The sequence below is a fragment of the Komagataeibacter swingsii genome (assembly GCF_003207895.1).
Lineage (GTDB): Bacteria > Pseudomonadota > Alphaproteobacteria > Acetobacterales > Acetobacteraceae > Komagataeibacter > Komagataeibacter swingsii.
The window spans coordinates 1-24,556 of record NZ_NKUB01000034.1 but is presented as its reverse complement, the minus strand read 5'-3'; the positions used below and the strand labels follow the sequence as shown (position 1 = coordinate 24,556).

At 61.1% G+C, this 24,556-nt stretch carries 21 protein-coding genes, 1 tRNA gene and 1 pseudogene; 18 read left to right on the top strand and 5 right to left on the bottom strand.

Translation table 11 applies throughout. The annotated features are described in order from the left end of the window. From CFR76_RS15335 to CFR76_RS15295, 9 genes and pseudogenes are all read left to right on the top strand, one after another. Positions 1–429, top strand: a pseudogene (locus CFR76_RS15335) (cell division protein FtsZ); the annotation flags it as partial. A 171-nt stretch (positions 430–600) separates the two neighbouring features. Beyond that, positions 601–1,566, top strand: coding sequence for a UDP-3-O-acyl-N-acetylglucosamine deacetylase (gene lpxC, locus CFR76_RS15330; protein ID WP_244191976.1), 966 nt, complete (start codon positions 601–603; stop codon positions 1,564–1,566). An 82-nt stretch (positions 1,567–1,648) separates the two neighbouring features. Then, positions 1,649–2,533: an outer membrane protein assembly factor BamD gene (locus CFR76_RS15325; protein WP_110557761.1), complete on the top strand. Its 885-nt coding sequence runs from the start codon at positions 1,649–1,651 to the stop codon at positions 2,531–2,533. A 39-nt stretch (positions 2,534–2,572) separates the two neighbouring features. Further along, positions 2,573–4,294: a DNA repair protein RecN gene (gene recN / locus CFR76_RS15320; protein ID WP_110557760.1), complete on the top strand. Its 1,722-nt coding sequence runs from the start codon at positions 2,573–2,575 to the stop codon at positions 4,292–4,294. Between the two features lies 1 nt (position 4,295). After that, complete coding sequence (ligA, locus tag CFR76_RS15315; RefSeq protein ID WP_110557759.1) at positions 4,296–6,455, top strand: NAD-dependent DNA ligase LigA; 2,160 nt, start codon at positions 4,296–4,298, stop codon at positions 6,453–6,455. Positions 6,456–6,610: 155 nt separating this feature from the next. Next, positions 6,611–7,732 carry a BMP family ABC transporter substrate-binding protein gene (locus CFR76_RS15310; protein ID WP_110557758.1) on the top strand — a complete coding sequence of 374 codons (1,122 nt, stop codon included), beginning with the start codon at positions 6,611–6,613 and terminating at the stop codon, positions 7,730–7,732. After that, entirely contained in the window at positions 7,725–9,311 is a 1,587-nt protein-coding gene (locus CFR76_RS15305; protein WP_110557757.1) for an ABC transporter ATP-binding protein, read from the top strand. Before CFR76_RS15310 ends, CFR76_RS15305 begins: the two co-directional genes overlap by 8 nt. Further along, positions 9,311–10,375 carry an ABC transporter permease gene (locus tag CFR76_RS15300; RefSeq protein ID WP_110557756.1) on the top strand — a complete coding sequence of 355 codons (1,065 nt, stop codon included), beginning with the start codon at positions 9,311–9,313 and terminating at the stop codon, positions 10,373–10,375. Before CFR76_RS15305 ends, CFR76_RS15300 begins: the two co-directional genes overlap by 1 nt. Next, the gene (locus tag CFR76_RS15295; RefSeq protein ID WP_110557755.1) at positions 10,372–11,310 is read left to right on the top strand and encodes an ABC transporter permease; all 939 of its coding nucleotides are present in this window, start codon (positions 10,372–10,374) and stop codon (positions 11,308–11,310) included. Before CFR76_RS15300 ends, CFR76_RS15295 begins: the two co-directional genes overlap by 4 nt. Positions 11,311–11,499: 189 nt before the next feature. On the opposite strand, the gene CFR76_RS15290 is transcribed toward CFR76_RS15295, so the two are convergent. Beyond that, the gene (locus tag CFR76_RS15290; RefSeq protein ID WP_110557754.1) at positions 11,500–12,270 is read right to left on the bottom strand and encodes a hypothetical protein; all 771 of its coding nucleotides are present in this window, start codon (positions 12,268–12,270) and stop codon (positions 11,500–11,502) included. A gap of 130 nt (positions 12,271–12,400) precedes the next feature. After that, positions 12,401–12,649, bottom strand: a complete 249-nt coding sequence (locus CFR76_RS15285; RefSeq protein WP_146222706.1) for a hypothetical protein — start codon at positions 12,647–12,649, stop codon at positions 12,401–12,403. Positions 12,650–12,760: 111 nt separating this feature from the next. On the opposite strand from CFR76_RS15285, the gene CFR76_RS15280 reads away from it, so the two are divergent. Beyond that, a complete protein-coding gene (locus tag CFR76_RS15280; protein ID WP_110557752.1) occupies positions 12,761–14,956 on the top strand; it encodes a TonB-dependent siderophore receptor in 2,196 nt (731 codons plus the stop codon). 22 nt (positions 14,957–14,978) lie between these two features. Here the strand turns inward: CFR76_RS15280 and CFR76_RS15275 are convergent, their stop codons facing one another. Further along, positions 14,979–16,082 (bottom strand): ABC transporter substrate-binding protein, encoded by a 1,104-nt coding sequence (locus tag CFR76_RS15275; protein ID WP_110557751.1) that lies wholly within the window; start codon positions 16,080–16,082, stop codon positions 14,979–14,981. Between the two features lie 142 nt (positions 16,083–16,224). Between CFR76_RS15275 and CFR76_RS15270 the strand changes: the two genes are divergently transcribed. Continuing rightward, a tRNA-Asn gene (locus CFR76_RS15270) sits at positions 16,225–16,300 on the top strand. 277 nt (positions 16,301–16,577) lie between these two features. On the opposite strand, the gene CFR76_RS15265 is transcribed toward CFR76_RS15270, so the two are convergent. After that, on the bottom strand, positions 16,578–17,126 hold the full coding sequence (locus CFR76_RS15265; protein WP_110557750.1) for a recombinase family protein: 549 nt from the start codon (positions 17,124–17,126) through the stop codon (positions 16,578–16,580). A gap of 280 nt (positions 17,127–17,406) precedes the next feature. Here CFR76_RS15265 and CFR76_RS15260 point away from each other — a divergent pair, with 280 nt between their 5' ends. The 4 genes from CFR76_RS15260 to CFR76_RS15240 all read left to right on the top strand — a co-directional run bounded on the left by CFR76_RS15260 (position 17,407) and on the right by CFR76_RS15240 (position 21,655). Further along, complete coding sequence (locus CFR76_RS15260) at positions 17,407–17,658, top strand: hypothetical protein (protein WP_146222705.1); 252 nt, start codon at positions 17,407–17,409, stop codon at positions 17,656–17,658. A gap of 49 nt (positions 17,659–17,707) precedes the next feature. Further along, positions 17,708–18,454, top strand: a complete 747-nt coding sequence (locus CFR76_RS17850) for a hypothetical protein (RefSeq protein WP_146222704.1) — start codon at positions 17,708–17,710, stop codon at positions 18,452–18,454. Positions 18,455–19,146: 692 nt separating this feature from the next. Beyond that, positions 19,147–19,497, top strand: a complete 351-nt coding sequence (locus CFR76_RS17840) for a helix-turn-helix transcriptional regulator (protein ID WP_146222703.1) — start codon at positions 19,147–19,149, stop codon at positions 19,495–19,497. A 169-nt stretch (positions 19,498–19,666) separates the two neighbouring features. Next, positions 19,667–21,655, top strand: coding sequence for a phage tail tip lysozyme (locus CFR76_RS15240; RefSeq protein ID WP_110557745.1), 1,989 nt, complete (start codon positions 19,667–19,669; stop codon positions 21,653–21,655). On the opposite strand, the gene CFR76_RS15235 is transcribed toward CFR76_RS15240, so the two are convergent. After that, a complete protein-coding gene (locus CFR76_RS15235; protein ID WP_110557744.1) occupies positions 21,609–21,845 on the bottom strand; it encodes a hypothetical protein in 237 nt (78 codons plus the stop codon). The genes CFR76_RS15240 and CFR76_RS15235 overlap by 47 nt on opposite strands. A gap of 181 nt (positions 21,846–22,026) precedes the next feature. Here CFR76_RS15235 and CFR76_RS18265 point away from each other — a divergent pair, with 181 nt between their 5' ends. From CFR76_RS18265 to CFR76_RS18260, 3 genes are all read left to right on the top strand, one after another. Further along, positions 22,027–22,185 (top strand): hypothetical protein, encoded by a 159-nt coding sequence (locus CFR76_RS18265; protein WP_208624018.1) that lies wholly within the window; start codon positions 22,027–22,029, stop codon positions 22,183–22,185. 211 nt (positions 22,186–22,396) lie between these two features. Further along, complete coding sequence (locus tag CFR76_RS18880) at positions 22,397–22,660, top strand: helix-turn-helix domain-containing protein (protein ID WP_110557741.1); 264 nt, start codon at positions 22,397–22,399, stop codon at positions 22,658–22,660. 202 nt (positions 22,661–22,862) lie between these two features. After that, positions 22,863–24,362, top strand: a complete 1,500-nt coding sequence (locus CFR76_RS18260; RefSeq protein ID WP_208624017.1) for a restriction endonuclease — start codon at positions 22,863–22,865, stop codon at positions 24,360–24,362. The last annotated feature ends 194 nt before the right edge of the window (positions 24,363–24,556 follow it).

Below are 24,556 nucleotides of genomic sequence, written 5' to 3'. Positions count from 1 at the left end.
GCCCAGGCCGCCCCTGCCGCGGGGCAGCTGCAGCAGCCTGCCGCCCCCATGGGCCAGCCCGCGGCGGCGCAGCCACCGCGTCCCGCCACACCGCAGGCGCCCTCCCCCAACGCCGTGCCGCCGCATATCGCGCAGGCCCAGCGCGCGGGGTCGCCGCGTTCGCCGCTGTTTACCGAAAGCGCCCGCCCGCCCGCGCCGGAACCCCAGCCCGCGCCGCGCAGCCTGTTCGGGATCGTGACCGGCGCGCTGCGCCGTCATTCCACCCCGCCGCAGCCCGAACCGGCCCCCCGCGCGGAACCTGCCATGCAGCCGCCACAGCCGCAGCCCCAGCCGCCGCAGCAGCCGCAGGCCCAGCCCACGGGCGGCAACCCGACGCCGGATGACGGCGGGCTGGATATCCCCGCCTTCCTGCGTCGCCGCTCGCCCTGATTGCGGCCGTGGCGCCCGGCCTGTTCCCGCCATGGGCAGGCAGGGCGCGCGCCCTGCCCGCAGGTAACAATAGGCAATAATCCTTGACTGTTCCGGGAAGATAGAAGGCAGTAGCATGACAATATGCCAGCTACTGTGAATTCTCCCACACTTCCGTCAAGGATACAGGCAATGAACGGCATGCTGCCACAAGCACCCGGTCCCTTCGGGGCGGCGTCCCGACAGGAAGGGCAGATGCAGCACACCATACGCCAGCCGATCAGCAGCGTCGGCACCGGCCTGCATACCGGCAGGCGCATCGGCCTGCGCCTGTCCCCCGCCCCGGAAAATACCGGGATCGTCTTCCGCCGCAGCGACATCACCCTGCCGCCGCTTGCGGCACGGTACGACACAGTGGTGGACACGCGGCTGAGCACGGTACTGGGCTGCGATGGCAGCGACGGGCATGCCGAACGCATCGCCACCATCGAACACCTTATGGCCGCGCTGGCCGGATGTGGCGTCGATAACCTCTTCATCGACGTGGATGGCCCGGAAATCCCGGTTTTTGACGGTTCGGCGGCGGAATTCGTGTTCCTGCTGGAATGCGCGGGCATTACGGCGCAGGCGGCCCCACGCCAGCATATCCACATGGAACGGACCGTGCGGGTGGAAGATGGCGATGCGTTTGCCGAACTGTCGCCCGCGACACAGCCCGGCCTGACAATCGACATTTCCATCGATTTCCCGGCCGCCGCCATCGGCCAGCAGCGTTATGTGACGCAGGTGGAACCGGGGGCGTTCCGCCAGCATCTCAGCACTGCGCGGACATTCGTGCTACAGCCTGAAATCGATTACCTGCATTCCGTGGGGCTGGCGCGTGGCGGGTCGCTGGACAACGCCGTTGTCGTCAACGGCGACAGCGTGGTGAACCCGTCGGGGCTGCGCCACCCCGATGAATTCGTGCGCCACAAGGTGCTGGACGCGATTGGCGACCTGTATCTGGCCGGCGGGATGGTCAGCGGCCATTTCCGGGGGCACAAATCAGGCCATACGCTGAACAACCGCCTGTTGCGCAAGGTCTTTGCCGAACAGGCGAACTGGCGTCGCGCCCCGCTGGGCGCGCCCCTTTCCACCCCGCAGCCCCGGGCCGCCTGATGCGGGGATGCGAAATCCGCACGTGGAGACTTCACCCATCCCCGGCACATGATATAAAGCTTCCATAACTGGAAGAGCCGGTATGTCCGTACGCACATCACACCCTATTGCGCACCCCCTGCCCACCGCGCGCCAGATGGCGCGCGGGCTGATGTTTCTGCCGCTTGCGGGCCTGCTGGCGGCATGTGGGCAAAGCGCCAGCACCATCAATGAACGCGCGCCACGCGTCGGCTCGGCGGAGACGCTGTACAACAACGGCGTGGACGCCCTGCGTTCGGACCGCTACCTGCTGTCGGTCAACCAGTTCGACACATTGCAGCGCAACTACCCCTATTCCCAGTACACCGCCAACGCGCAGCTGATGGAAGGGTATGCGAACTACCTGCTGAACAAGTATCCCGAGGCCGTGCAGCAGCTTGACCGCTTTCTGGAACTGCACCCCACCAGCACGGATGCGGCCTATGCCTTCTACCTGCGCGCCCTGTGCTATTATGAACAGGTGGCCGACGTGCAGCGTGACCAGCAGGGCACGATCGAAGCCATGGACGCGCTGGAAGAAGTCATTACCCGCTTCCCCCAAAGCCCGTATTCCCGTGACGCGCAGCTGAAGATCGACCTGTGCCGCGACCATCTGGCGGGCAAGGAAATGCTGGTGGGCCGGTGGTACCAGCAGCAGAACGACTACCTTGCCGCAGCCGGGCGCTACCAGCGCGTGGTGCAGGATTTCCAGACCACCAACCACGTGCCCGAGGCGCTGGAGCGGCTGGTGGAAGTGTACCTGGACATGGGCCTGCTGGAACAGGCGCGCAAGACCGGCGCGGTGCTGGCCTACAACTACCCCAGCAGCAAATGGTACACGGATGCGTACGAACACCTGCGCACGCATCACCTGATAAAGGGCGTGGAAAGCAAGGACCACAAGCAGGGACGGAACGTCTTGTCGCGGGCGTGGCATTCGGTTTTCTGATTTCCGCCAACGATCATCAGTGCTGAACGGGAATCCTGCATGCTGACACAGCTCTCGATACGGGATGTGGTCCTGATCGAAAAACTGGATCTGGCCTTCCCCCCCGGCCTGACGGTGCTGACGGGGGAAACCGGGGCTGGCAAGTCGATCCTGCTGGACAGCCTCGGGCTGGCGCTGGGGGAACGGGCCAGCGCGTCGCTGGTCCGCGCCGGGTGCGAACAGGCCAGCGTCAGCGCCAGTTTCGAGGTCGCCCCCGACCATCCCCTGCACCAGTTGTTCAGTGAACAGGGCATCGTGCTGGATGACGTGCGCGAACCCGTGCTGCTGCGCCGTATCGTGACTACGGACGGGCGCTCACGCGCCTATATCAATGACCAGCCCGTGGCTGTCAGCCTGCTGCGCCGGGCCGCGACCCTGCTGGTGGAAATACAGGGCCAGCACGAACAGATGGGGCTGGCGGACCAGTCCACGCATCTGGACCTGCTGGATGTCTTTGGTGTGCCCGGCGCGCTGCGCACCCGCACCGCCGGGGCCTATCGCAAATGGATCGAGGCCACGGCGGAACTGGCGGCGGCCCGCGCGGAAATGGAAAACGCCGCGCGTGAGGAAGACTGGCTGCGGCAGGCGGTGGAAGACCTGTCCACCCTCGCCCCGCAGGAAGATGAGGAAACCCAGCTTGCCGGCCTGCGTCAGGCCCTGCAGCAGGGTGAGCGCCGGGCGGAGGCGATTGCGGCGGCCCTGGCCGACCTTGCGCCGCGCGACCGGCGCTCCCCCGGCCCCGCATCGGCGCTGCGCAACGCCAGCCGCGCATTGCAGCGCCTGCTGCCCGCCCCCACCGACCTGAACCCCGAAGCCGTGGGCGCTGCCGAGCAGGAAGCCGCACAGGAGGCGCTGAACGCGCTGGAACGCGCGGAAGAGGCATTGGCGGAAGCGGAAAGCATGCTCTCGCGCCTTGCATCCGACGCGCAGGCCGACCCGCGCCTGCTGGAACAGACGGAAGAACGCCTGTTCGCGCTGCGTGCCGAAGCCCGCAAGCATGGTGTTTCCGTGCCCGAACTGCCGGGGCTGCTGGCGGCCTTTACCGACCGGCTGGCCGCCCTTGATTCAGGCAATGCCCGGATCGAGGGGCTGGAAGCAACCGTGGCCGAAAACCGCGCGAAGTTCGAGGACGTGGCCCTTGACCTTACCGCCGCGCGGGAAAAGGCGGCACGCAGGCTGGAACAGGCGGTGATGGCGGAACTGAAACCGCTGAAGCTGGAACGCGCGCGCTTCATCGTCTCCCTCATCCCGCTGGAAGCGGAGGCATGGAACGCGCGCGGCAAGGAACAGGCGTCGTTCCTGATCGCCGCCAACCCCGGCCAGCCGCCGGGACCGCTGGCCAGGATCGCGTCGGGCGGCGAACTCTCCCGCCTCATGCTGGCGCTGAAGGTGGTGCTGGCCGGCCGGTCGGCCATTCCCACGCTGGTGTTTGACGAAGTGGATTCCGGCGTGGGCGGGGCCACGGCCTCGGCCATCGGCGAACGGCTTTATACCGTGGGCCGCAGCGTGCAGGTTCTGGTCGTCACCCACAGCCCGCAGGTGGCGGCACGGGGGGATGCGCACCTGCGCATAAGCAAGAGCGTGAACAAAGGCCGCACCGAAACCCACGCCGCCCCGCTGGATACGCAGGCCCGGCGCGAGGAAATCGCCCGCATGCTGTCGGGCGACACCATTACGCCCGCCGCCCGCGCCGCCGCCGACAGCCTGCTGAAAGGGGTCTGACATGCCCCATGCCGCCCCATCCGGTTCCCTGGCCGGACAGGCCCGCCGCCTGCTGGCGGACTACGCCACGATGGAACAGGACAGAACGCACGCCGAAGCCACGCTGGCGCAGCTTGCAACCCTGCTGCCCGCGCTGGACGCCGCGTATCACCAGCATGACGCGCCTGTGGTTGATGACGCGACCTATGACAGCCTGCGCCGGCTGAATGCCGAACTGGAAGACCGCTTCCCCGACCTGCGCCGCGCCGACAGCCCGACGGAAAGGGTCGGCGCGCCCGCCAGCGGCCCCTTCCACCGCCACCGGCACATGGTCCCCATGCTGTCGCTGGACAATGTGTTCTCGCGTGAGGAATTCGAGGGGTTCATCAGCAAAATCGCCCGCTTCCTCGGGCTGCGGGACGATCAGGCCCGCGCCCTGTCCTTTGTCGCGGAACCCAAGATTGATGGCCTGTCCATAAGCCTGACCTACGAACACGGGCGTTTCGTACGCGGCACCACGCGCGGCGACGGCACCGAAGGCGAGGACGTGACCGCCAACCTGCGCACGCTGAAGGACATTCCCGAACGCCTGCCCGCCCCCTTCCCCGACGTGATCGAGATCCGGGGCGAGGTCTTCCTGTCCAAGCAGGCGTTCCTTGAACTGAACGCGGCACAGGAGCGCGCGGGCGAAAAACCCTTCGCCAACCCGCGCAACGCCGCCGCCGGGTCCCTGCGCCAGCTTGACCCGAAGGTGACGGCCCGCCGCCCGCTGTCGCTGTTCGCCTATGCCGCCGGCTTCTGCGACGCGCCGCTCGCACCTACCCATCACGGCTACCTTGAACAGCTTGCGGCATGGGGGTTCGTGGTCAATCCGCTCAGCACGCGGGTGAAGGATGCCGGGGAAGCCGAAGCCTTCATGGACCGGCTGACGCTGCAACGCTCGGCGCTGGATTATGACATTGACGGCGTGGTGTACAAGCTCGACGACCGCGCATTGCAGGAACGTCTGGGCTTTGCCGGGCGCGCGCCACGCTGGGCGGTGGCATGGAAATTCCCCGCCGAGCAGGCCGTCACCCGCCTTGAGAAGATCGACATACAGGTCGGGCGCACCGGCGCGCTGACGCCCGTGGCCTTTCTGGAGGCGGTGAACGTGGGCGGCGTGATCGTCACCCGCGCCAGCCTGCATAATGAGGACGAGATCACGCGCAAGGACATACGCGAGGGCGACCTTGTGCATGTGCAGCGCGCGGGCGACGTGATCCCGCAGGTGACGGGCGTGGTCCTGCCGCGTGACCATGACCGCCCGCCCTTCCACTTTCCCCATACCTGCCCGGTCTGCGGCGCGCATGCCGAACGGCCGGAGGGCGAGGTCGTGTGGCGGTGTTCCGGTGGCCTGAGCTGCCCGGCGCAGGTGGTGGAACGGCTGATCCATTTCGTATCGCGCGATGCGTTCGACATTGACGGGCTGGGTGATCGCACGATCGTGGAATTTCACGAACTGGGCTGGCTGCGCACGCCTGCCGACATTTTCCGCCTGCCCGCGCATGAAGCCGAAATCGCCGGCCGCGACGGGTGGGGCAAGGTTTCGGCCCGCAATCTGGTCAATGCCATCGAAGCGCGGCGCACCATTGAACTGTCGCGCCTGATCTACGCGCTGGGCATCCGCCGCATCGGCATCAACAACGCCCGCCTGCTGGCCCGGCATTACGGGTCCATGGCCAACTGGCGGCAGCAGATGGAAAAGGCGGCGGTCATCGGGTCGGACGCGCGACTGGAACTGGGGTCGATCACCGGCATCGGTTCCGCCATCGCCGATGAACTGGTGTCGTTCTTTGCCGAATCCCATAACCGCGCGACACTGGATGACCTGACATCGGTGCTGGCGCGGGTCACGGATGAGGAAATGGTGGCCGAGGGCGCGCTGTCGGGCAAGACCATCGTGTTCACCGGCACGCTGACCACCATGACCCGCCCCGAAGCCCGCGCCGTGGCCGAACGGCTGGGCGCGCGCGTATCCGACAGCGTTTCCAAAAAGACCGACCTTGTGGTGCTGGGCGAAAAGGCCGGGTCCAAGGCGCGCAAGGCGGCCGAGCTGGGCGTCACCACCATGGATGAAGCCAGTTGGCGCACGCTGGCGGGCATGCCCCCGGCGGAAGGCCAGGCGGGGGAGCAGGCCACCTGACACGGGGGCGTAGGGCACGGGCCGCGCGATGGCCTTGCATGTCCCTGCCACGTAACGTTTACTATACATAACGCAGTTACAGGAGCATCCGAACGGACCGACACGTCACCTGCCGCTAGGGGATACGGCATGGATTTTCAGGGGGATAATATCTTATGACAGTTTCAGGGCCGCGGGGGCGGCTGCTGACAACGCGCCGCGCACTGCTGGGCATGGCGGGGGCCGCGGGTTCGGGCCTGCTGCGGCCCGCCCGTGCGGCGGCCACGCCCGCATGGCGCAGGCCACTGGCGGAAGCGGACGCCATAATCGGCTTTGGCCATACCGGGCCGATTACCGATGGCGGGTGGTCCATGGTGCATGACCGGGGTGTACAGGCCGTGCGCCGCGCATTCCCGAAAATCCGCACCATCTATGTCGAAAGCGTGCCCTATTCCGCCGACGCCACGCGCATTTTCCGGCAGTTCGTGGCCGAAGGCGCACAGATGGTATTCGCGACTTCCGAATACGGTGACTTCATCAAGGACGTGTCGGACCGTGCGCCGGATGTTGCGTTCATGGAATGCGACGGCACCAACATGACCGGCAACCTGGGCTGGTATTACGTGGCGCACTGGTATGCCAGCTACATCATCGGCATTGCCGCGGGTCTCATGACGCGCACGGGCAAGCTCGGGTTCCTTGGCGCGTTTCCCATACCATCGGTCTATGCCTCGGCCAACGCGACGCTTCTGGGCGCGCAGTCGGTCAACCCGTCCGTCACGTTGCAGAGCATCACCATCAACGCATGGTTCGACCCGCAGGCCGCGACACAGGCCGCGACCGCGCTGGCCGATAACGGGTGCGACTTCCTGTGCGGGATCATGGATGAACCGGCCTATCTGCGTGTGGCGGTGCAACGCGGGCTGAAGGCGGCGATGTGGAACACCGGCATGCTGGATTACGGGCCGGAAGCCTATGTCAGTTCGGTGGACCTTGATTTCAACGATTTCTATGTCTCGCAGGTGCGCGACCTGCTGGCGGGCACATGGCAGCCGCAGGGCCGTTTCCTGACACTGGGGCACGGTGTGGACCGCGACGCATGGGGGCCAAGCGTGCCGGTGGAGGTCGCGCGCCAGGCCGACGCCATGCGCACGCGCCTGCTGGCAGGCTACAACCCGTTCCGTGGCCCGATCCATGACAACCATGGCCGCCTGCGCGTGCCCGGGGGGGTGACGCTGAGCGACCTGGAAATCTATCACAGCGACTGGGCTGTAGCGGGAGTATCCGGCCTTGAATAAGCAGTCCGCTCCCCCCGGCGTCGCCCCCGGCACGCCGCCGGTCCTGCAGTTGCGCGGGATTGGCAAGTTCTTTCCCGGCGTGATCGCCAACAAGGACGTGGACCTTGATGTCTGGCCGGGCGAGATCCATGCCCTGCTGGGCGAAAACGGGGCCGGGAAATCCACGCTGATGAACGTCGTCACCGGCATCTACCAGCCGGAGGAAGGCGAGATCATCCTTGATGGCTACGGCCAGGCCTTTACCGCCCCGCAGGAGGCGATCCGCGCGGGCATCGGCATGGTGCACCAGCATTTCAAGCTGGTGCAGGCCTTTACGGTGGCGGAAAACATCCACCTGGGCTGGGACGAGGCGCCGCGCATCGCCTCCCCCGCCGTGATGGAAGCCCGCACGCGCGAGATTTCCGAACGCTTCGGCTTTCCCGTCCGGCCCGATGCGCGGGTGTGCGACCTGTCGGCGGGGGAACAGCAGCGTGTCGAGATCCTGCGCGTGCTGGCGCGCCGCGCCCGGCTGCTGATCATGGATGAACCCACCGCCGTACTGACGCCGGAGGAGACGGGCGAACTGTTCCGCGCGCTGAAGGCGTTCCGCGCGCAGGGCAACGCCGTCATCATCATAAGCCACAAGCTGGACGAGGTGATGGAGATTTCCGACCGCGTCAGCATCCTGCGCGGCGGGCGCAAGGTCGGCACGTTCAACACGGCGGACTGCAACCCGTCCATGCTGGCGGCGACCATGGTGGGGCGCGACATCGTCCGGCGCAACATGCGCGCCCGCCCCGAAGGAGCCGCCCCCGTCGCACCCGACCCGGTCATGCAGTTGCGCCATGTCAGCGTGCGCGACGACCGTGGCGTGGAAACCCTGCGCGATGTCAGCCTTGACCTGCATGGTGGCGAGATCCTTGGCATCGCCGGGGTGGCGGGCAACGGACAGCGGGAGCTGACGCATGTGCTGACGGGGCTTATGGCCCGCACGTCGGGCGAAATCCTGCTGGATGGCAGCCTTGTGGACCGTGCGGACCCGGCCCTGTTCGTGCAGGCGGGTGTCGGCCACATCCCCGAGGACCGGCTGCGCAGCGCGCTGGCCCCATCGCTGTCGGTCACCACCAACATGGCGCTGCGTGAATACCCCTATCCCCCCATCGGGACACATGGGCTGTATGACGCGCAGGCGGCGGGCGTGCTGGCGCGCGACATTGCGGAACTGGCGCAGGTCAGCATTCCCGATTTCGCCATGCCCATCCGCAACCTGTCGGGCGGCAACCAGCAACGGCTGGTGGCGCGGCGTGAAATCCGCATCGCCAGCCGGGTTCTGGTCGCGGCCTACCCCGCGCGCGGGCTGGATATCGGGGCGATCGCCACCATGCTTGGCTACCTGACCGACCTGCGCGACCAGGGGGTGGCGGTCGTATTCATATCGGAAGACCTGGAGGACCTGCTGAACGTATCGGACCGGATCGGGGTCATGTTCCATGGGCGGCTCATGTCCGTAATCGATGCCGAGGCAGCCGACATGGCCACCATCGGCCTGCTGATGGGCGGCCGGGACGCCGCCGGTACCCAAGCGGGAGCAACGCAGTAATGGCCGCACGTGCATTCCAGCGCCTGCCCAGCGCACCGGCGGGGCGCATCCTTGCGCTGCGACTGGTGGCGATCGTGCTGTCGCTGTTCATCATCGCGGGCGTGCTGGCGCTATCGGGGCACAGCCCGGTCACGCTGGCGGACCTGGTCCTGCGTTCCACCCTTGGCTCGCGCTTCGGGCTGGAAGACCTTGCCCTGTTCATGTGCCCGCTGCTGCTGACCGGGGCGGCGGTGACCGTATGCGGCACGATCGGGCTGTGGAATATCGGGGCGGAAGGGCAGTTCTATGCTGGCGCGATTGCCGCGACCGGCGCAGCCCTTGGCCTGCATGGCCCGGCCATCGTGCTGCTGCCGGTCATGACCATTGCCGGCATCCTGGGCGGCATGGCGTGGATTACGGTGCCCACGCTGGCGCGCGCCTATGCCGGGGTGAATGAAATCATCACCACGCTGCTGCTGAATTTCATTGCCTCGCTGCTGACCTATTACCTGACCACCGGGCCGTGGCGCGACCGGATCAGCGGGGCGCAGGTTTCAACCCAGCGCCTGCCGGTCGCCATTCCCGAAATGTGGGGTATCGTGCACTGGGGCTTTCCCGTGGCCATCGTGATCGTCATCGGGCTGGCGCTGGTGCTGTCACGCACGCGGTGGGGGTATGAAATCCGCATTGGCGGCGCCAACCCCGAAGCCGCGCGCTATGCCGGAATCCCGGTACGACTGCGCATCATTTCGGTCATGCTGCTGTCGGGGGGGCTTGCGGGGCTTGCAGGCATGTTTGAAGTCGCGGGCACGGTCCACCGGCTGCAGGGCGGCATGGCCAACAATTTCGGCTATCTCGGGATCGTGGTCGCCGTGCTGGCGCGCGGGTCGTGCCTGAATGTCATTCCTGCCGCGCTATTGATGGCGCTGATCCTTGATTCCGGCATTGTCATGCAGACACAGCAGCTTTCGGCATCGGTTGTCCTGGCCATTACGGGGCTGATCCTGTTCATGATCGCCATTGGCGATGAACTGGCCCATTACCGGCCCGTGGCCGGTACCGCGCCAAAGGGGAAAGCATCATGATCGCGCTACTGACGGGCATGCTGGCCACCGCCGTGCTGGCGGGGGGCGTGCTGGCGCTGGCCGCCCTTGGCGAAGTGCTGGCCGAGCGGGTTGGCGTGACCAACCTTGGCGTGGAGGGATTGATGGCGCTGGGGGCGGTGACGGCGGTCATGACCGTATCCGCCGTTCCCTCGCCATGGGTCGGGCTGCTGGTGGCGGGGCTGGTGGGGGCCGCGGGCGGCATGATGTTCGCCTTTGGCGCCGTGGTGATGCGGGCCAACCAGGTACTGTGCGGGCTGGCTACGACCTTCATGGGGCTGGGACTGTCCACGGCACTTGGCCACAATTATGCAGGCCAGCCGGTGGCGACGACGTTCGGCCATGTCAGCGTGCCGGTGCTGTCATCCATTCCGGTGATCGGCCCCGCGCTGTTCGCGCAGAATATCCTGATCGTGCCGATTTACGTGCTGCTGCCCGCGCTGGTGCATTTTGTCATGTTCCGCACCCGCCACGGGCTGAACATGCGCGCGGTGGGGGAAAACCCGGCGGCGGCGGATGCGGCGGGCATTCCGGTCATGGCCATGCGGTTCTGGTATGTCACGCTGGGTGGTGCGATGGCGGGTCTGGCGGGGGGATACCTGACGCTGACCTATGTGCCCGTCTGGTCGGAAGGCATGGTGGCGGGGCGCGGGTGGATCGCGCTGGCGCTGGTGATCTTTGCCGGGTACCGCCCGGTCATCGTGACCCTGTCCGCGCTGCTGTTCGGGCTGGTCACCGCCCTGTCCTTTGTCGGGCAGGCGCATAACTGGCCGATTGACCCGGCGTTCCTGAACATGCTGCCCTATCTGGGCACCATGGCCTTCATTATCGTGCCGGTCGTGGTCTGGCACCGCATGCGCCGGGTCATGGCAGCGCCTGCGGCACTGGCCCAGCCCTATTACCGTGATGTACGCTAACCGGCCGTACCGGGACATCGGGACGCCCTTATGAACAAGGGGCACGGGCCGGGCGATAACAGGGGGAAGCGGCAGGGACCGTCTTTCGCGCTGTAATCGCCCGGTCCGGCACAAGTCCTGCTGGCGCATGGATAATACCGGCCATGCGCCACGGGTTACAGCCGGCATCGACACCGATGGCGGCGCGGCCTAACAGCCATTCAGCGCCCGGATGCCCTGTATGTAATTGCGTCCATCGCGCATGGTTGTCGTAATCTCGGCCTTGCCATTGCAGACGCTTGATTTCGTTGCATAATGATAATTCACGATAAACGTGTTGGCATTTTCCTGCGCAATGTCGATCAGGCGTATCGGATCGGCCAGACTGCCATAAAACCGGGTCATGTTCTGTGGTGCGAAAGCAGGCCGGGTGCGCTTTTCCGGCACGACCATGGCTGAGGCATCGGCCCCCTGCCCGTCCCCCAATGCGTCATAGAACGCGCGGATTGTCGTTGCCGCGGTTCCATACTCATCGATAAAATCCATGGGCTTTGCCTGTGCGGGTGCAATCGACGTGACGGTTACAAGCAGCGGTTCATGGTAATGGCCCGTTTCCGCCGCCGCCGGATTTGTCGTTTTTACTGTAACAATCTGGTGCAGGAAACCACGGAACCGATCAGATACGGGCGGGGCCGCCGTTAACTGGACATCCTGAAAAAAAGTCCTGGGATCAGCAAACCCGTCCACATCATCCGCAATGCAGATCGGATCATGCAGTTTCAGTATGTAGGACGGTTCCGGTGTATCACCCTTCTGCACGTCTTCATAATTGGGTGGTCCGGGGAACATGACATAGTCCAGTGTTCCGGTCAGTTCCGATGGTTCCTGATGCTGCAGGTCATAGCATGACCCGGCCCATGCGCCCGTCTGCCAGAAGACGCATGCCATTGAAACCAGCGTAATCGGGAAATATTTTTTCATTCCAAAGCACCCAAAAACAATTTCATGAAATATATTTTCATTTACTGCCCCTTTCCATGCGGTGGCAGGGCATTGACCTGCTGAATTCAAGAAACTGCCTGAAAAGGCAGGTCATGATATTACCTTAAAATCAAAAGCAGTTTTTGGTGAAGCTTTTTGCAAAAGCTTCGAAAGAATACCGCCTTTTCAAGAAAAAGACGGCCTCCGGCACTTTTATTGCTTTGACCAACAGGCTGTTTTTAAACGTCCACTGACAAAACCCGACTGAAACCATCGCATAACCCGTGCCTGCAGGCGATTGCATGCGCCCCTTCCGACCTATGGGCGACGGGAAAATGGTGCCGGCCCCGTCCCGCCACGGCAGTGACAACGGTTGCATGACCTGCCCGGATTTCCTTGCGGACACGTTTTGATTTATATTGCAAATGATTCTCATTTTCTTTAGGAGCCATTTTCCACACCACGCACACCACCAATAACGAGGTCAGGCATGCAACGCAGCAGGGTTTTTTATGTGTTCCCCTTTTCCCTTCTGGCCGCAGGGCCTGCCCTTGCGGCGGACCCGGTCGAAAAATCCGATCCTGTCCCGCCCGCCCGTACCACGAAACAGACAACCACCCGGCCCGGCACAAACGCCACGCAGGCGGAAAAGCTGGAAGTCCATGCCCGCAGACCGGCGACGGTCGCGTCCTCCGCCACGAAATCCGATACGCCGCTGATCGAAACCGCCCAGTCGGTAACGGTTGTCAGCCGCAACGAAATGGATGTGCGCGGGGTGCTGAACCTCAATCAGGCCGTGCGCTATGCGGCGGGCATCACCCCCGACCTGCGTGGCGGTGGCGAGGGCACGCGCTATGACCAGTTCGCCCTGCGCGGCTTTACGGTGCCGACCTTCCTTGACGGGCTGAAGCTGCAGGACAGCCCCACGGGCTACGCCACGGCGCAGACCGATACATCCCGGCTGGAACGCGTCGAGATCCTGAAGGGTCCGGCATCCGCGCTGTATGGCCAGTCCAGCCCCGGCGGCCTAGTCGCACTGTCCAGCAAGCTGCCGACGGACCAGAAATTCCATGGCGGCGTCACCACGACGGGCGGCATGTTCGACCTGTACCGCGTGGATGCCGATGTTGGCGGCTATGCGACCAGGGACGGGCTTGTCCGCTACCGACTGTACGGCACGGTCAACGGCCAGCACAGCCAGATGAGCCGGACGGGCAGCCGGCGCTTTTCCATAAGCCCCTCCTTCACATTCGGCGGCGACGGGCCGACCACGCTGACCATACTGGGCAACTACCAGTACGATCCCGAAAACGGCACCTATGGCGGTGAACCGCTGGTGGGGTCGCTCAAACCCGCATCCTATGGCTACCTGCCCCGGGATTTCTATGATGGTGATGAATCGTTCGAGAAATTCAACCGCCGCCAGGGCGGGATCACCTCTATCTTCAACCACCGTTTCAACAACAACTGGAGCTTTACCAGCCGTGGGCGGTATGATGACATCAGGACCATCTATCGCAGCGTGTACAACAACGGTTATTACACCAGCAGCGACATGCTCAGCCGTTCCGCCTTTGGCACGAACGAGCATACGCACAACCTGGCGTTCGACAGCCAGTTCAGGGGCCATGTCCGCACCGGCCCCCTGCGCCATGCCCTGATGTTCGGCTTTGACTACATGCAGCAGAGCGCATCGGAAGAAGGGTTCTACGGTACCGCCCCGGACCTGAATGTCCTGCACCCGGACTATCACATGGCCATTCCCGCCATGAGTCCGTACCTGCATTACCAGACCAATTCACACCAGATCGGCATGTACGCGCAGGATGAAATGCGCTGGAAGGGCCTGGTCATGACCGGCAGCCTGCGTAATGACTGGTACCGTTCGCAGCAGAACGAATACATATACCATACATCCACGCATGAAAATCCACGCCAGATTACATGGCGTGCGTCGGCCCTGTACCATTTCAGTTTCGGCCTGTCGCCCTATGTCAGCTATTCGACATCGTTCCAGCCGCAGTCGGGCACGGTGTCCAGCGATGGTGGCCATACATTCCGCCAGGCTGATCCATCCCTTGGCAAGCAGCTTGAAGGGGGGCTGAAATACCAGCTTCCGGGCACGTCGCTGCTGTTTACGGCAGCCGGTTTCCATATCGAACAGACCAATGTGCTGGTTGCGGTTGGCAACCTGGGCTACAGCACTGAAAGCGGCAAGGTCCATTCGGATGGCTTCGAATTCGAAGCCCATGCCGAACCGTATGAAAACCTGATGATTACGGCCGCGGTCAGCGTGCAGAAAGTCCATGATGACTCAACGGGCAAGCCCCTGATCCAGTCGGGGACGGGCAATGCATCACTGTTTGCATTCTACATCATGCCTTCGGGGCCGGTAAAAGGCCTCGGCTTTGGTGGCGGCATGCGGTATTCCAACAGATCCTACGGTGGCGAGGCCAGCTATGGCAGCGTCTGGGTGCCGCAATATGCCGTGTTTGATGCGTCCCTTCGCTACGACCTGTCGAACCTGTCCCCATCGCTGCATGGCTGGACGGTCGCGGCCAGTGCCCGCAACCTGTTTGACAAGAATTATGTCGCAAACTGCCTGAGCTACGCCTCCTACGGGCAGGAATGGTGCTATTATGGCGAGCGCCGGAACGCGCAGGCGAGCCTCGGCTTTACCTGGTAAATTCTTCCGTCCCTGCAAACGGTCACCCCGACTGTCCCGCGCCGTGGCTGCCCCTTTGGCCATGGCGCAGGATATCGGCTGAAATGGCGCGGGCGTAACCCGCCGAATCAAGGCTGTCGGGAAAGATGCCCAGCAGCTTGAGTTCATCCACATACCGCGCGACCTGTATTTTCAGGTCATTGCCCACGGGGCTGACCCCCAGCACTTCGTGGCGCATCATCTGCAGGATCGTATCCTGATCCATGCCATCCACCCGCCCATCCAGCAGGGCGGCGGCTTCCGTCATATGCGCGGGCAGCCAGTGCGCGGCATGCGACAGCGCCAGCACAAGGGCCACGGCCGCCCCCGGCGTGCGCGCCAGTAGGCCCGTCGAGACACCCAGCGCAAGGTTTGTGCGTTCCGCGTACAACCCCTTCACGCTATTGACCAGTTCCACCAGATCCAGCGTGCGGTTGTTCAGCAGTTGCCATGCCAGCGGGTCATGCAGGGCCACGGCGTCCACCGTGCCCGCCACCAGGGCATCGTCGATCTGGTCAGGCGGCAGGATCACCCAGTCGGGCGCCGTATCCGGGTTCAGTCCCTTGCGGCGCAGGATGACGGAAAAGAACAGCCGGTCCGCCATATCCGCATTCAGCACGGCGATCCTGCGGCCCACCAGGTCCTCGATCTTGGCAATGCGCAGCCGCCGGCGCACCAGCAGGCGGAATGTCCCCGCCTGCAACCCCATGACCAGGCGGGCAGGCAGGTCCGCATCCGCCTGATACGCCTGCAGCCAGGACAGCACGGGGGCCACGGCCGCCATGCTGCGCCCCGCCCGCAGGTCGGCAATGGCGTCACGCCCCGTTACCGCGCCGGGCTGCAGGTGCACATCCAGCCGAAACTGGGAAAAGAAGTCCTGCCGGAGCGCCACGTTGTACAGGGTCGATGCCTGGGCAAACGGCCACGACAGCGTCAGGTCATGGGCTTCGCCATCCAGCAGCGCATCATCATGCCGCACGATACGGGCCTGCTGGCGGCTTTGCAGCCACTGCCCGCCCACCACGACACAACCTGCGCCAACCAGCAGCGGCATGACCGCGCGGCGCAGCAGGCGTGGCGGCCGCCCTTCCCTGTTCTCATCGACCATTGATCCGCATTTCTCCTGCAACATAAAGGGATTACCGTGCTTTTTGCCAATCCCGGCACCCATTTTCCCCCTTTTTGAAAAAAAGTTCAAAAGGGGGGTTTACGCCCCCCCACCCCTGTGGCTATAAGCTGCTCAACGCTGATCCCGAATAGCTCAGTTGGTAGAGCAAGCGACTGTTAATCGCTGGGTCGTAGGTTCGAGTCCTACTTCGGGAGCCACCTTTCCTTAAAAATTAGTGTTAAATCAGTAGGTTGCGGATTTCTCCAAATCTAAACCCACGATTAAACCCATGATGAGCGATGCGCTTTCCGGGGACGTTCTGACACGTCCAGACCTGTTTTGAACGCGATTTGGCCCTGTTCCAAACCCTCATAATCACTCCCCTCATTTCACATCCCAAGCAGTCCTGCCTGCGATCACCAGCCTACAGGCGGCAGCTCCTTTGCTCTGGTTGAAAATTGTAAGGAAGCCTTGCTGTGGATGACTGCGCCCTAATCAGCCAGCCACTCTCCCCAGGCACCGATAGACAGACGTGCGACCAATTCTCAGCCGCCGGGCAATCTCGGTCGGGCTGACCCCCTCCGCATTCATGGCATGGATCTGGTCGCGGTCGATGGATGGCCTGCGCCCTTTATAGACACCGCGCTCCTTGGCCGCCGCGATCCCTTCCATCTGGCGTTCCTTGCGCAGGTTGGTCTCGAACTCCGCGAACACCCCCAGCATATCGAGGAATGCCTTGCCGGCCGCCGTGCCGGTATCGACGGGCTGCTCCGTGCATTGCAGTTGTGCCCCCTTGGCCTTCACCTCCGCGATGATGGTTTGCAGGTCAGCTATGGAACGGGCCAGCCGGTCTATGCGCGTCACCACTAGAACATCACCCTCCCGGAGGAAGGCCAGCAGCGTTTCCAGTTCGGACCGCCCTTCCCTGCTCGTGCCGGATTTCTTCTCGACGCGGATCATGTCGCACCTGGCGTTGGTAAGTGCTTCCTCCTGCGTGGCGGCGTTCTGATCGATGGTCGAGACGCGGGCATATCCGTATCGCATGGTGTGATCCCTAAAAGTGTTCCGTTTGGGTCTAGACCTTCATCCATAATGTTCCATTTGCAATTAGACAACCCTAATGGAACACGGAAAGCCGCCATTCGGGTGTTCCGCTCCGTTGCACCGTATCGGTATACCCTTCTGGAACACGCAGACGCACCGGGAAACACCGGGACATATCATCCGGGTTTCATGCCCATTCAGGACTGTGTCTGTCAGGTATGCTGTTCATGCATGTAACGCCACTCTTCGTCCGACCATTATGCATACAGCGGGAAAAAGCGTGAGCGGGGTCATGGGCAGGAAGAACGCCACATCCAGTCGTCACCACCATCCGGTAAGCCAGGATGACCCTTTCGGAACGTGGGTGAAGACTTCCCTTTCCCAGCAGTTCGCGGATGTGACGGCAGAACCCATTCCTGACGAACTGCTTGCGATCCTGCTTTTCAGCCCGGAGGTGGGGGACAATCCCCTATCAGCTACGAAACACCATCATCTGGGAGAGCATCACCCGGCGATCCCTGACGAGAAGTAGGTGTAGAATTACGCTGGCCGAACAGGGTCTATTTTTCAAAGAACAACGCATGCCGAAAAATCGTTGGTTTCCTGCGGGATACAGACAGTTTTTCGTGCGTTCATGGTATAATTTCCCTAATGATTTCGGAAATACCAACGGCGGAAATCAAAAGGGAGCAGCTATGGGAGGCTTTGGATCAGGCAGACCGTATGAAGGCAGGCCCCGTGTGGGTGTAACCCGCCAAGTCAAGGCCAGTGACCTAGCGAGGATTGGAGCACTCACGGAAGGATGGAAAGCCCGTCTGTCATGGGGTGATGCCATCTACGAAGACATGCGCGGAGAATATGCTGACGACACCCTCCGGCTTTCATGGAAGGTCGAGACAGAGGACAAGGATGGGCACTATGTCGTCAGCATACCCATTCGCATCTCATGGTCGCCCTGCAATTATGGAGGGCAAAGGCCGTGGCTCCTGTGTCCCTATTGTGGACGCCGGGTCTCTGCCCTGCACCTGTCCAGCAATGCCCGCCAGCTCGCCTGCCGCCATTGTTTCCGTATGACCTATGCCACCCGCAACACGGACGATCAGGACCGTCTGCATATCAGGCGCCGCAAGCTGTTCCGGCGATTGGGTGAAAAGGGAAGCATCGACCGATATACCCGTATCCCAAGGCGCCCCAAAGGCATGTGGCGCAGCACTTACGACCGGATCAAGAAGCAGATCATACAGACGGAAATGGACCTGGACGATGCCTTCATGGTCAGCTCCGGACCACTTATCAGCCGTATCCTTAAACGCTACCCGCCCGCCTGAGACGCCCGTTCACCTGCATCACCCGGAATGCGTAGCTTTATGCCAGCAGCACGCGGTCAATTCTTTAGCCGCCCGCAATTTTTTCACTCCCTAAAAACGCGCGCGCGAGGCTGCCCCATCTACTTAGGGGGTGCAGCGTCCTTGTGGCCCAATAGCCGGTCCACGGCCTGCTGATCCTTCTGGATCATCGCCAGCAAGGTGCGGGCTGCAGGATCAGGCTTCCGGCGTCCTTGCTCCCAGTCGGCCATAGCAGAAGCGGTAAAGCCATACCGCCTGGCAAATGCGGCCTGTGACATTGGGTAGTACCGGCTTTGAGGGTTCCGTGCCCCTTGCCTGATGCTGAACACGTCCACCACCTCCGGCGGTGTCCATTCGGATATGGGTTTGGTGCCTGCCATGCCGCATCATATTACGGGCTGAACTACCCCGGCAATGCCGGGATTAATGGCACATTACGCGCGCGCACGCGAGGGACTATGTTATTTTGGCGGTATTCCGCCATTCCTGTGCAGGGGATCTGTTGAGAGGTGTTGAGGTTGAAGCTGCCATCTCATGACGCGCATTGGCAGATTTCGCCTGGTCCATTTTCAGACCCGGCAAGCACCTGAAAGACACCTGATAGATGCCGGACAGACACCGGACAAAAACCGGCGTTTCAGGTTTTTTTTGATTTCATAAGTTATAGGCGTTTCGTGAGGACGGCCTATTTTTTGATTTCATATAATGAAGTTCCTATAGGCGGCGCATTTGGTATGCAGAGAGGCAAGGCAATGGATGAGGCATCACCACGGTGGTTGGATCGAAAGGCACTGGCTCATTACCTTTCAATCGGCCCCAATCGTGTTCGCTATCTTCAGCAAGCAGGAAAACTGCCACAGACGAATTATCACCTCGGCCCACGCTCGCCGCGCTGGGACAGGCATGAAGTTGATAAAAAGATGCTTGAAGGCAGCGATACAGCGAAAAAAAAGCAAGACATGGACGCTATTGTTGCCAAGATTTGTGAAGAAAACCGCAATTATAGACATCGGCGCAAAAAGTGATGGAAATCTGCTAACAATCATTGATGCGGGCTAAATGCTTTCCTGCAAACACCAGAAACACCGATAAAGTAGACACTTACTCCTTCAGGAAACTGTACTTCTTCCACATGAATTGATAAAATTCTCACGCTGTTTTCTGCCCATCCTGCGACCCGTGAGAAATATCTCCATGTCTGATGACTTCCTGTTCGGCCTAAAATTCAATTTTGATCCAACTGACTTCCTGCGTGGCTCTGCCGAGGCGCAGGACGAACTGGAGCGCATGGTGGCCGGCATGGCGCATGCGCGGCGCCGGTCGGAGGAAAATGTAGAAGGTCTAGCTCGGTCTCTTTCCCTGAGTACGAATGAGGTCCGGGCCGCGCTAAAGGATATTGAGCGCGCCGAGCGTGATCATGCCAAGGAGAGCACGCGCATCAGCCGGGACGCTGAACGCGACCGGGCACAGCAGGAGCAGATTGCAGCGCGGCGGCGTGTTGAGCGGGAGCGGGCGGAAATGACCTCCATCCGCGAGCGAACGCAGGCCGTAGCGCAGCTGAGGGATACACTGCTTTCCGTGGCTGCCATCACCCTTGGCGAGAAGGGAGTGGCAGGTCTCAACAGCCTGATGCAGGAGACCTCCGCCCGCGGCGTGGAGGAAAGCAATTTTGCCGAGCGGACCGGGACGACCGTTCATCAAAACGTGGCAGAAGAAGAAGGGGCACTCCTTTCCGGACGGTCAAATCGAGAGGAAGCGCGGCAGAGCATCGCAACGTATGCGGATAATCAGGCGGGATACCAGACGCAGGCGATGGACGGTGCCCCCATGCTAAAAACCCTTGCAAGCCGAGGAGTGCATCTAGACCCCGAAATTCTGAAGATGAATCATGCCGACTTTGTCCAGTATGTGGTTAAGCAGCTACGCGGTCTCGGAAATAATGACCATATGGCGGCATCTATTCTAGAACTGTCCGGCCTGACCTCGGGCGGATATACGAACCTGGCCCTTCATCCCGACGAGATGCGCCGGTTCAATGCAAAAGGCGCAGAATATGGGCGTCAGATTGAAGCAAATGCAGCCCGCGACCTTGAGTTCCAGCAGTCGTGGCAGGACTTGATGTTTCATGTGAACACCTTCCGCACTGACATATCCCATGACCTTGAGCCGATGGTTAAGAGCTTGGATGGCCTTGTCCAGGAATGGGATAAGCTCGCGAATAACCATCCTGATGCCGTGCGTAACATCACGACTGTGACTGCTGTTGCCATTGCCCTTGGAGGCCTATTTTCCGCCATAGCACCTATAGTCGGCACGCTCATTGGCATGCGTGGCCTTCTCAAAGGAGCCGGATTACTGAAGGATGGCGCAACGCTGATTGGCCGCGGAGGTGCAGCGACCGTAAGGGGCGGGGCTGCCGTTATTGCTGATAACCCCATCGTGGCCGCGGCAACAGTTGCTGGTGCGGCAGGATATGCGGCCTATAAGGAAATCAGCTATGACCGATCCGATGCGGGGCGGATTGCCAATAACCTGAAGGCGATGCGCGATCCTCATTATGGGGCCAATCGATATAGCGCCCTTGAGAAGAACCAGCGCGAATATGAACTGACCCAATATCTGATGAAATCGCGTGGCTACACCCCCGAGCAGGCAGCGGCTGTGGCCGCCATGGCGCGATCGGAAGGTGGATTCAACACGGAAGCCATCGGCGATAGCGGGTACGCTGAGGGCATGTTCCAGTGGCATGCACCCCGGCTCAAGGCCATCGAGGCCCATTTCGGGATGCGCCTGTCGCGCATGACTATGGAACAGCAAGCCGATGCCTTAGATTGGGAAATGCATAATGTTGATGGCGTAAAATCGGCAGGCAGGCGGCTGTTCGGGTCAGGCCATGATCTCCATGCTGCCGTTCGTGGCGCGCTTGATGCTGAATTGCCCAGGGAATACATACAAAACGGCGTCCACGGCCGTGAATACGCCAACCGCTACGCCATGTCTGCTGCTGCTCTGCGCCGGATATCGACGCCAACACCTCAAGTTGCTTCGGGCAACACGACCCAGATCCACATGCAGAACGTAACGGTGAAGGCCAATAATCCGCAGCAGCTTGTCGAGCAGACGCGGAAAATGGCGCTCACGCCGCACGATTACGCATCCAGCGCAAACTCGGGACAGTTCTGAGGTGCAGCATCACCAGCCTGGCCTTGTCCTGCAGGTCGGCAAAGGACCGGGCACGGGTGTGGAGCGCCTTGCGATAGGCCGCGCTGAACCGGACAGACTGTGTTTCTGCCTGGACTGTGGCGGGTTCCTTCCAGCAACGGCGATCAGCCCCGAGGGCAGCCAGCGTGGCCTTGCGGATGGGGCTGGTCATTTGGCTCTCTCCCGGCGCCCATCAGGAAGGGCCAACCATGCCACATCCAGTTCGGTGTGGAGGCGCTTTACCCACTTGTGCATCCATTCCAACGGAACTGGCTCCGAGGCGGTGATAAGGGCGTCCAGTATCTCGGACAGAGCACTCAAATCGCACACAACGGCATGCACGCGGTTCTGTGGTGTCTCGCTCATCGGATCACCTCCGCCAGCGCGATCATTGCGGGGTGGGGTTCCGCGGCACCGTGCCGCAGAACCTCCGGCTGGGCGAAGCCTACCAGGGCGAGCAGGAGCAGCGCGGGGACGATCAGCCCGGCTGCCAGATGCTCGGATGTGAGTAAGGGGTCTTTCCCGGCTTTGGGAAAAAGGGAGCCGAGTACGCTTGTACCCAGCCGAGAGCATGCCCATGTGTGTCTGGGCGTGCTATAGGCACGATTAGCCATTGCCGAATTCATCCTTCGGTTGTGGTTAGGCCGGACATGGGAGGGTCCAAGCTCTCTGTCCGGTCGTTCGCTCCTTGCGGAACGTCCTTCTGGATGCCACTATGTGCAGATGAACGCAAGCATAAATGGCGCTGTGGAGGACATTACATCCGCACAGGTTCGCGCCGCCCGAGGATTATTGGGGTGGTCAAGGGACCGACTGGTTGAGGCCAGTGGCGTGCCAAAACGCACTATCGTCCGATTCGAGGATGAAGTGACGGCCCCCAGAAAGTCAACAATCTCTGCCATCCACGCCGCCCTAGAAGCGGCTGGGGTCGAGTTCATCGCTGAGAATGGTGGTGGGGCTGGCGTGCGGTTGAGGAAGAGTGAGTAGGTAGAGACGCCCACAAGCAAAGCTCAATGCGTTGCGCTCCGATTAGGCTCTCACGACGTTCAGCTTATTAACCGCACATTGCAGGCAGACTTGGACACGGGGAGTTATACCTCAGTTGGCAGGTCCATTGGCATATTGCCCAGAGTGACTGAGAGCAAACGTCCGGCTAGGAAAAAGGCCTATCTGGAATTCATGGAAAGATATGGACTACATTCACGGACTCATGGAGGGGAAAATGAGTCCGAAATTAATATTAATATCTTCTTTTATAATATTTTCTAATGTGTCTTATATTAAATATGGATATGCCACCAGCACGTTACCTGCAAGCGGCCAGGTTGACTGGCAGATAACTGACACGGCTATCGGCGAGGCGCCGATCATATATTCAGATCAATCCGGTCTAAAATTTGGCATTTCTGCATCCAGCAGTCATCTGATTCACATCGATGTGACTGACAACGCACATAAAATTTCCAGCGGATCATGGAAAATAGGTGATTATACTCTCCCCCTGGTACCAGAGCCTGATGAAGCCGGTCATTTTGGTGCGGATGTTCCTGCGGCAGAGACAAAAGCGTTCGTCCACAATTTCACGGCGGCAGCATCTTCCACCATCCAATTAAGTGATGGGACGACACCTCATATTTCCCTTGCCGGCTCTTCAGTTGCCATTGATTCATTTAATAAATATGTAGACACACACGGGATTCTTCTTCCTCTTCCCTTCGCGCAACCGCACATATCGACAACTGAATCCCCAACAGAAGATGTCGCTGCGCCGATGACTTCCTCAGCAAGCGCAGCTTCATCATTGTCTTCCAACAGCAAGCTGACAGACGATAATCACTCAGGCCCTTCATCTTTCTGGATGGTCGTTATCGCTGTTGGGCTCGCATTTTCTGGCGTGAAAATTTTCCAAGCAATCTCTCGACACAAACGGGAAAAGCAAGAACATGAAATACAAATTGCTGAGGCTCGCCGAATAGAAACAGAGCGGCAGAAAGCAATTGATGCAGACAACGCCCGAACTGCCCATGCTCTTCAACTATGTATTGAAGAGATTAAAGCAAAAGAAAACATCCTTGCAATGAAATGGCGTCAAAACATTTATCAAGACGACTACGGGACACTTATCACAAAAAAATGGGAACCTGAAATCCCTGCTTTTCTAAACAGTAGGATTATGCCGCTTTTACAACAATATAACCTATTGGATAAATGGGAGATAATTCGGCCAGAAGTCATTACCGAAATTAATCGAGTTGCATCTAAGACAGTACCTGACATTATCCCGACTGAACCGGTCACGTCTGGTCCCGAAATCTTTTCTCCCACAATGAGCCCATACGATTATGAAGAACACTGCGCCATTCTTCTGCGCCAGATCGGATGGAACGCTCGCGCCACGGTAGCATCAGGCGACCAAGGCGCGGATGTGATTGCGGATAAGGATGGCAAGAAGATTGTCCTACAATGCAAGCTCTATTCCAATCCTGTTGGAAATGATGCTGTGCAGCAGGCTTTCTCCGCCATGAGTTATTATGACTGCACACACTCGGCAGTTGTATCCAATGCGGGCTTCACGACTTCTGCAAGGCAGCTTGCCAGCAAAAACGGAGTTACGCTCCTTAATCACGATCAGCTTCAAGATTATGCCCGCGATGTCGAGATCGAGGATGGAGATCGTTATGGCACGTAACAGAGGCATGGGCTTCGGACCACGAGTGCCCAGCCTGAGAAAGAAGATCGCGGCCAGAACATCTTATAAGCGCTATATAAGGCACAATCTCGGCTTTAGAGCACGCTGCGAATAGCTTGAATCGCAGGATTTCCAAAGGGCATGTGATGTGATTCAAGATGAAGACTGGCGGAGGAGGCCAGACTTCATGCCCA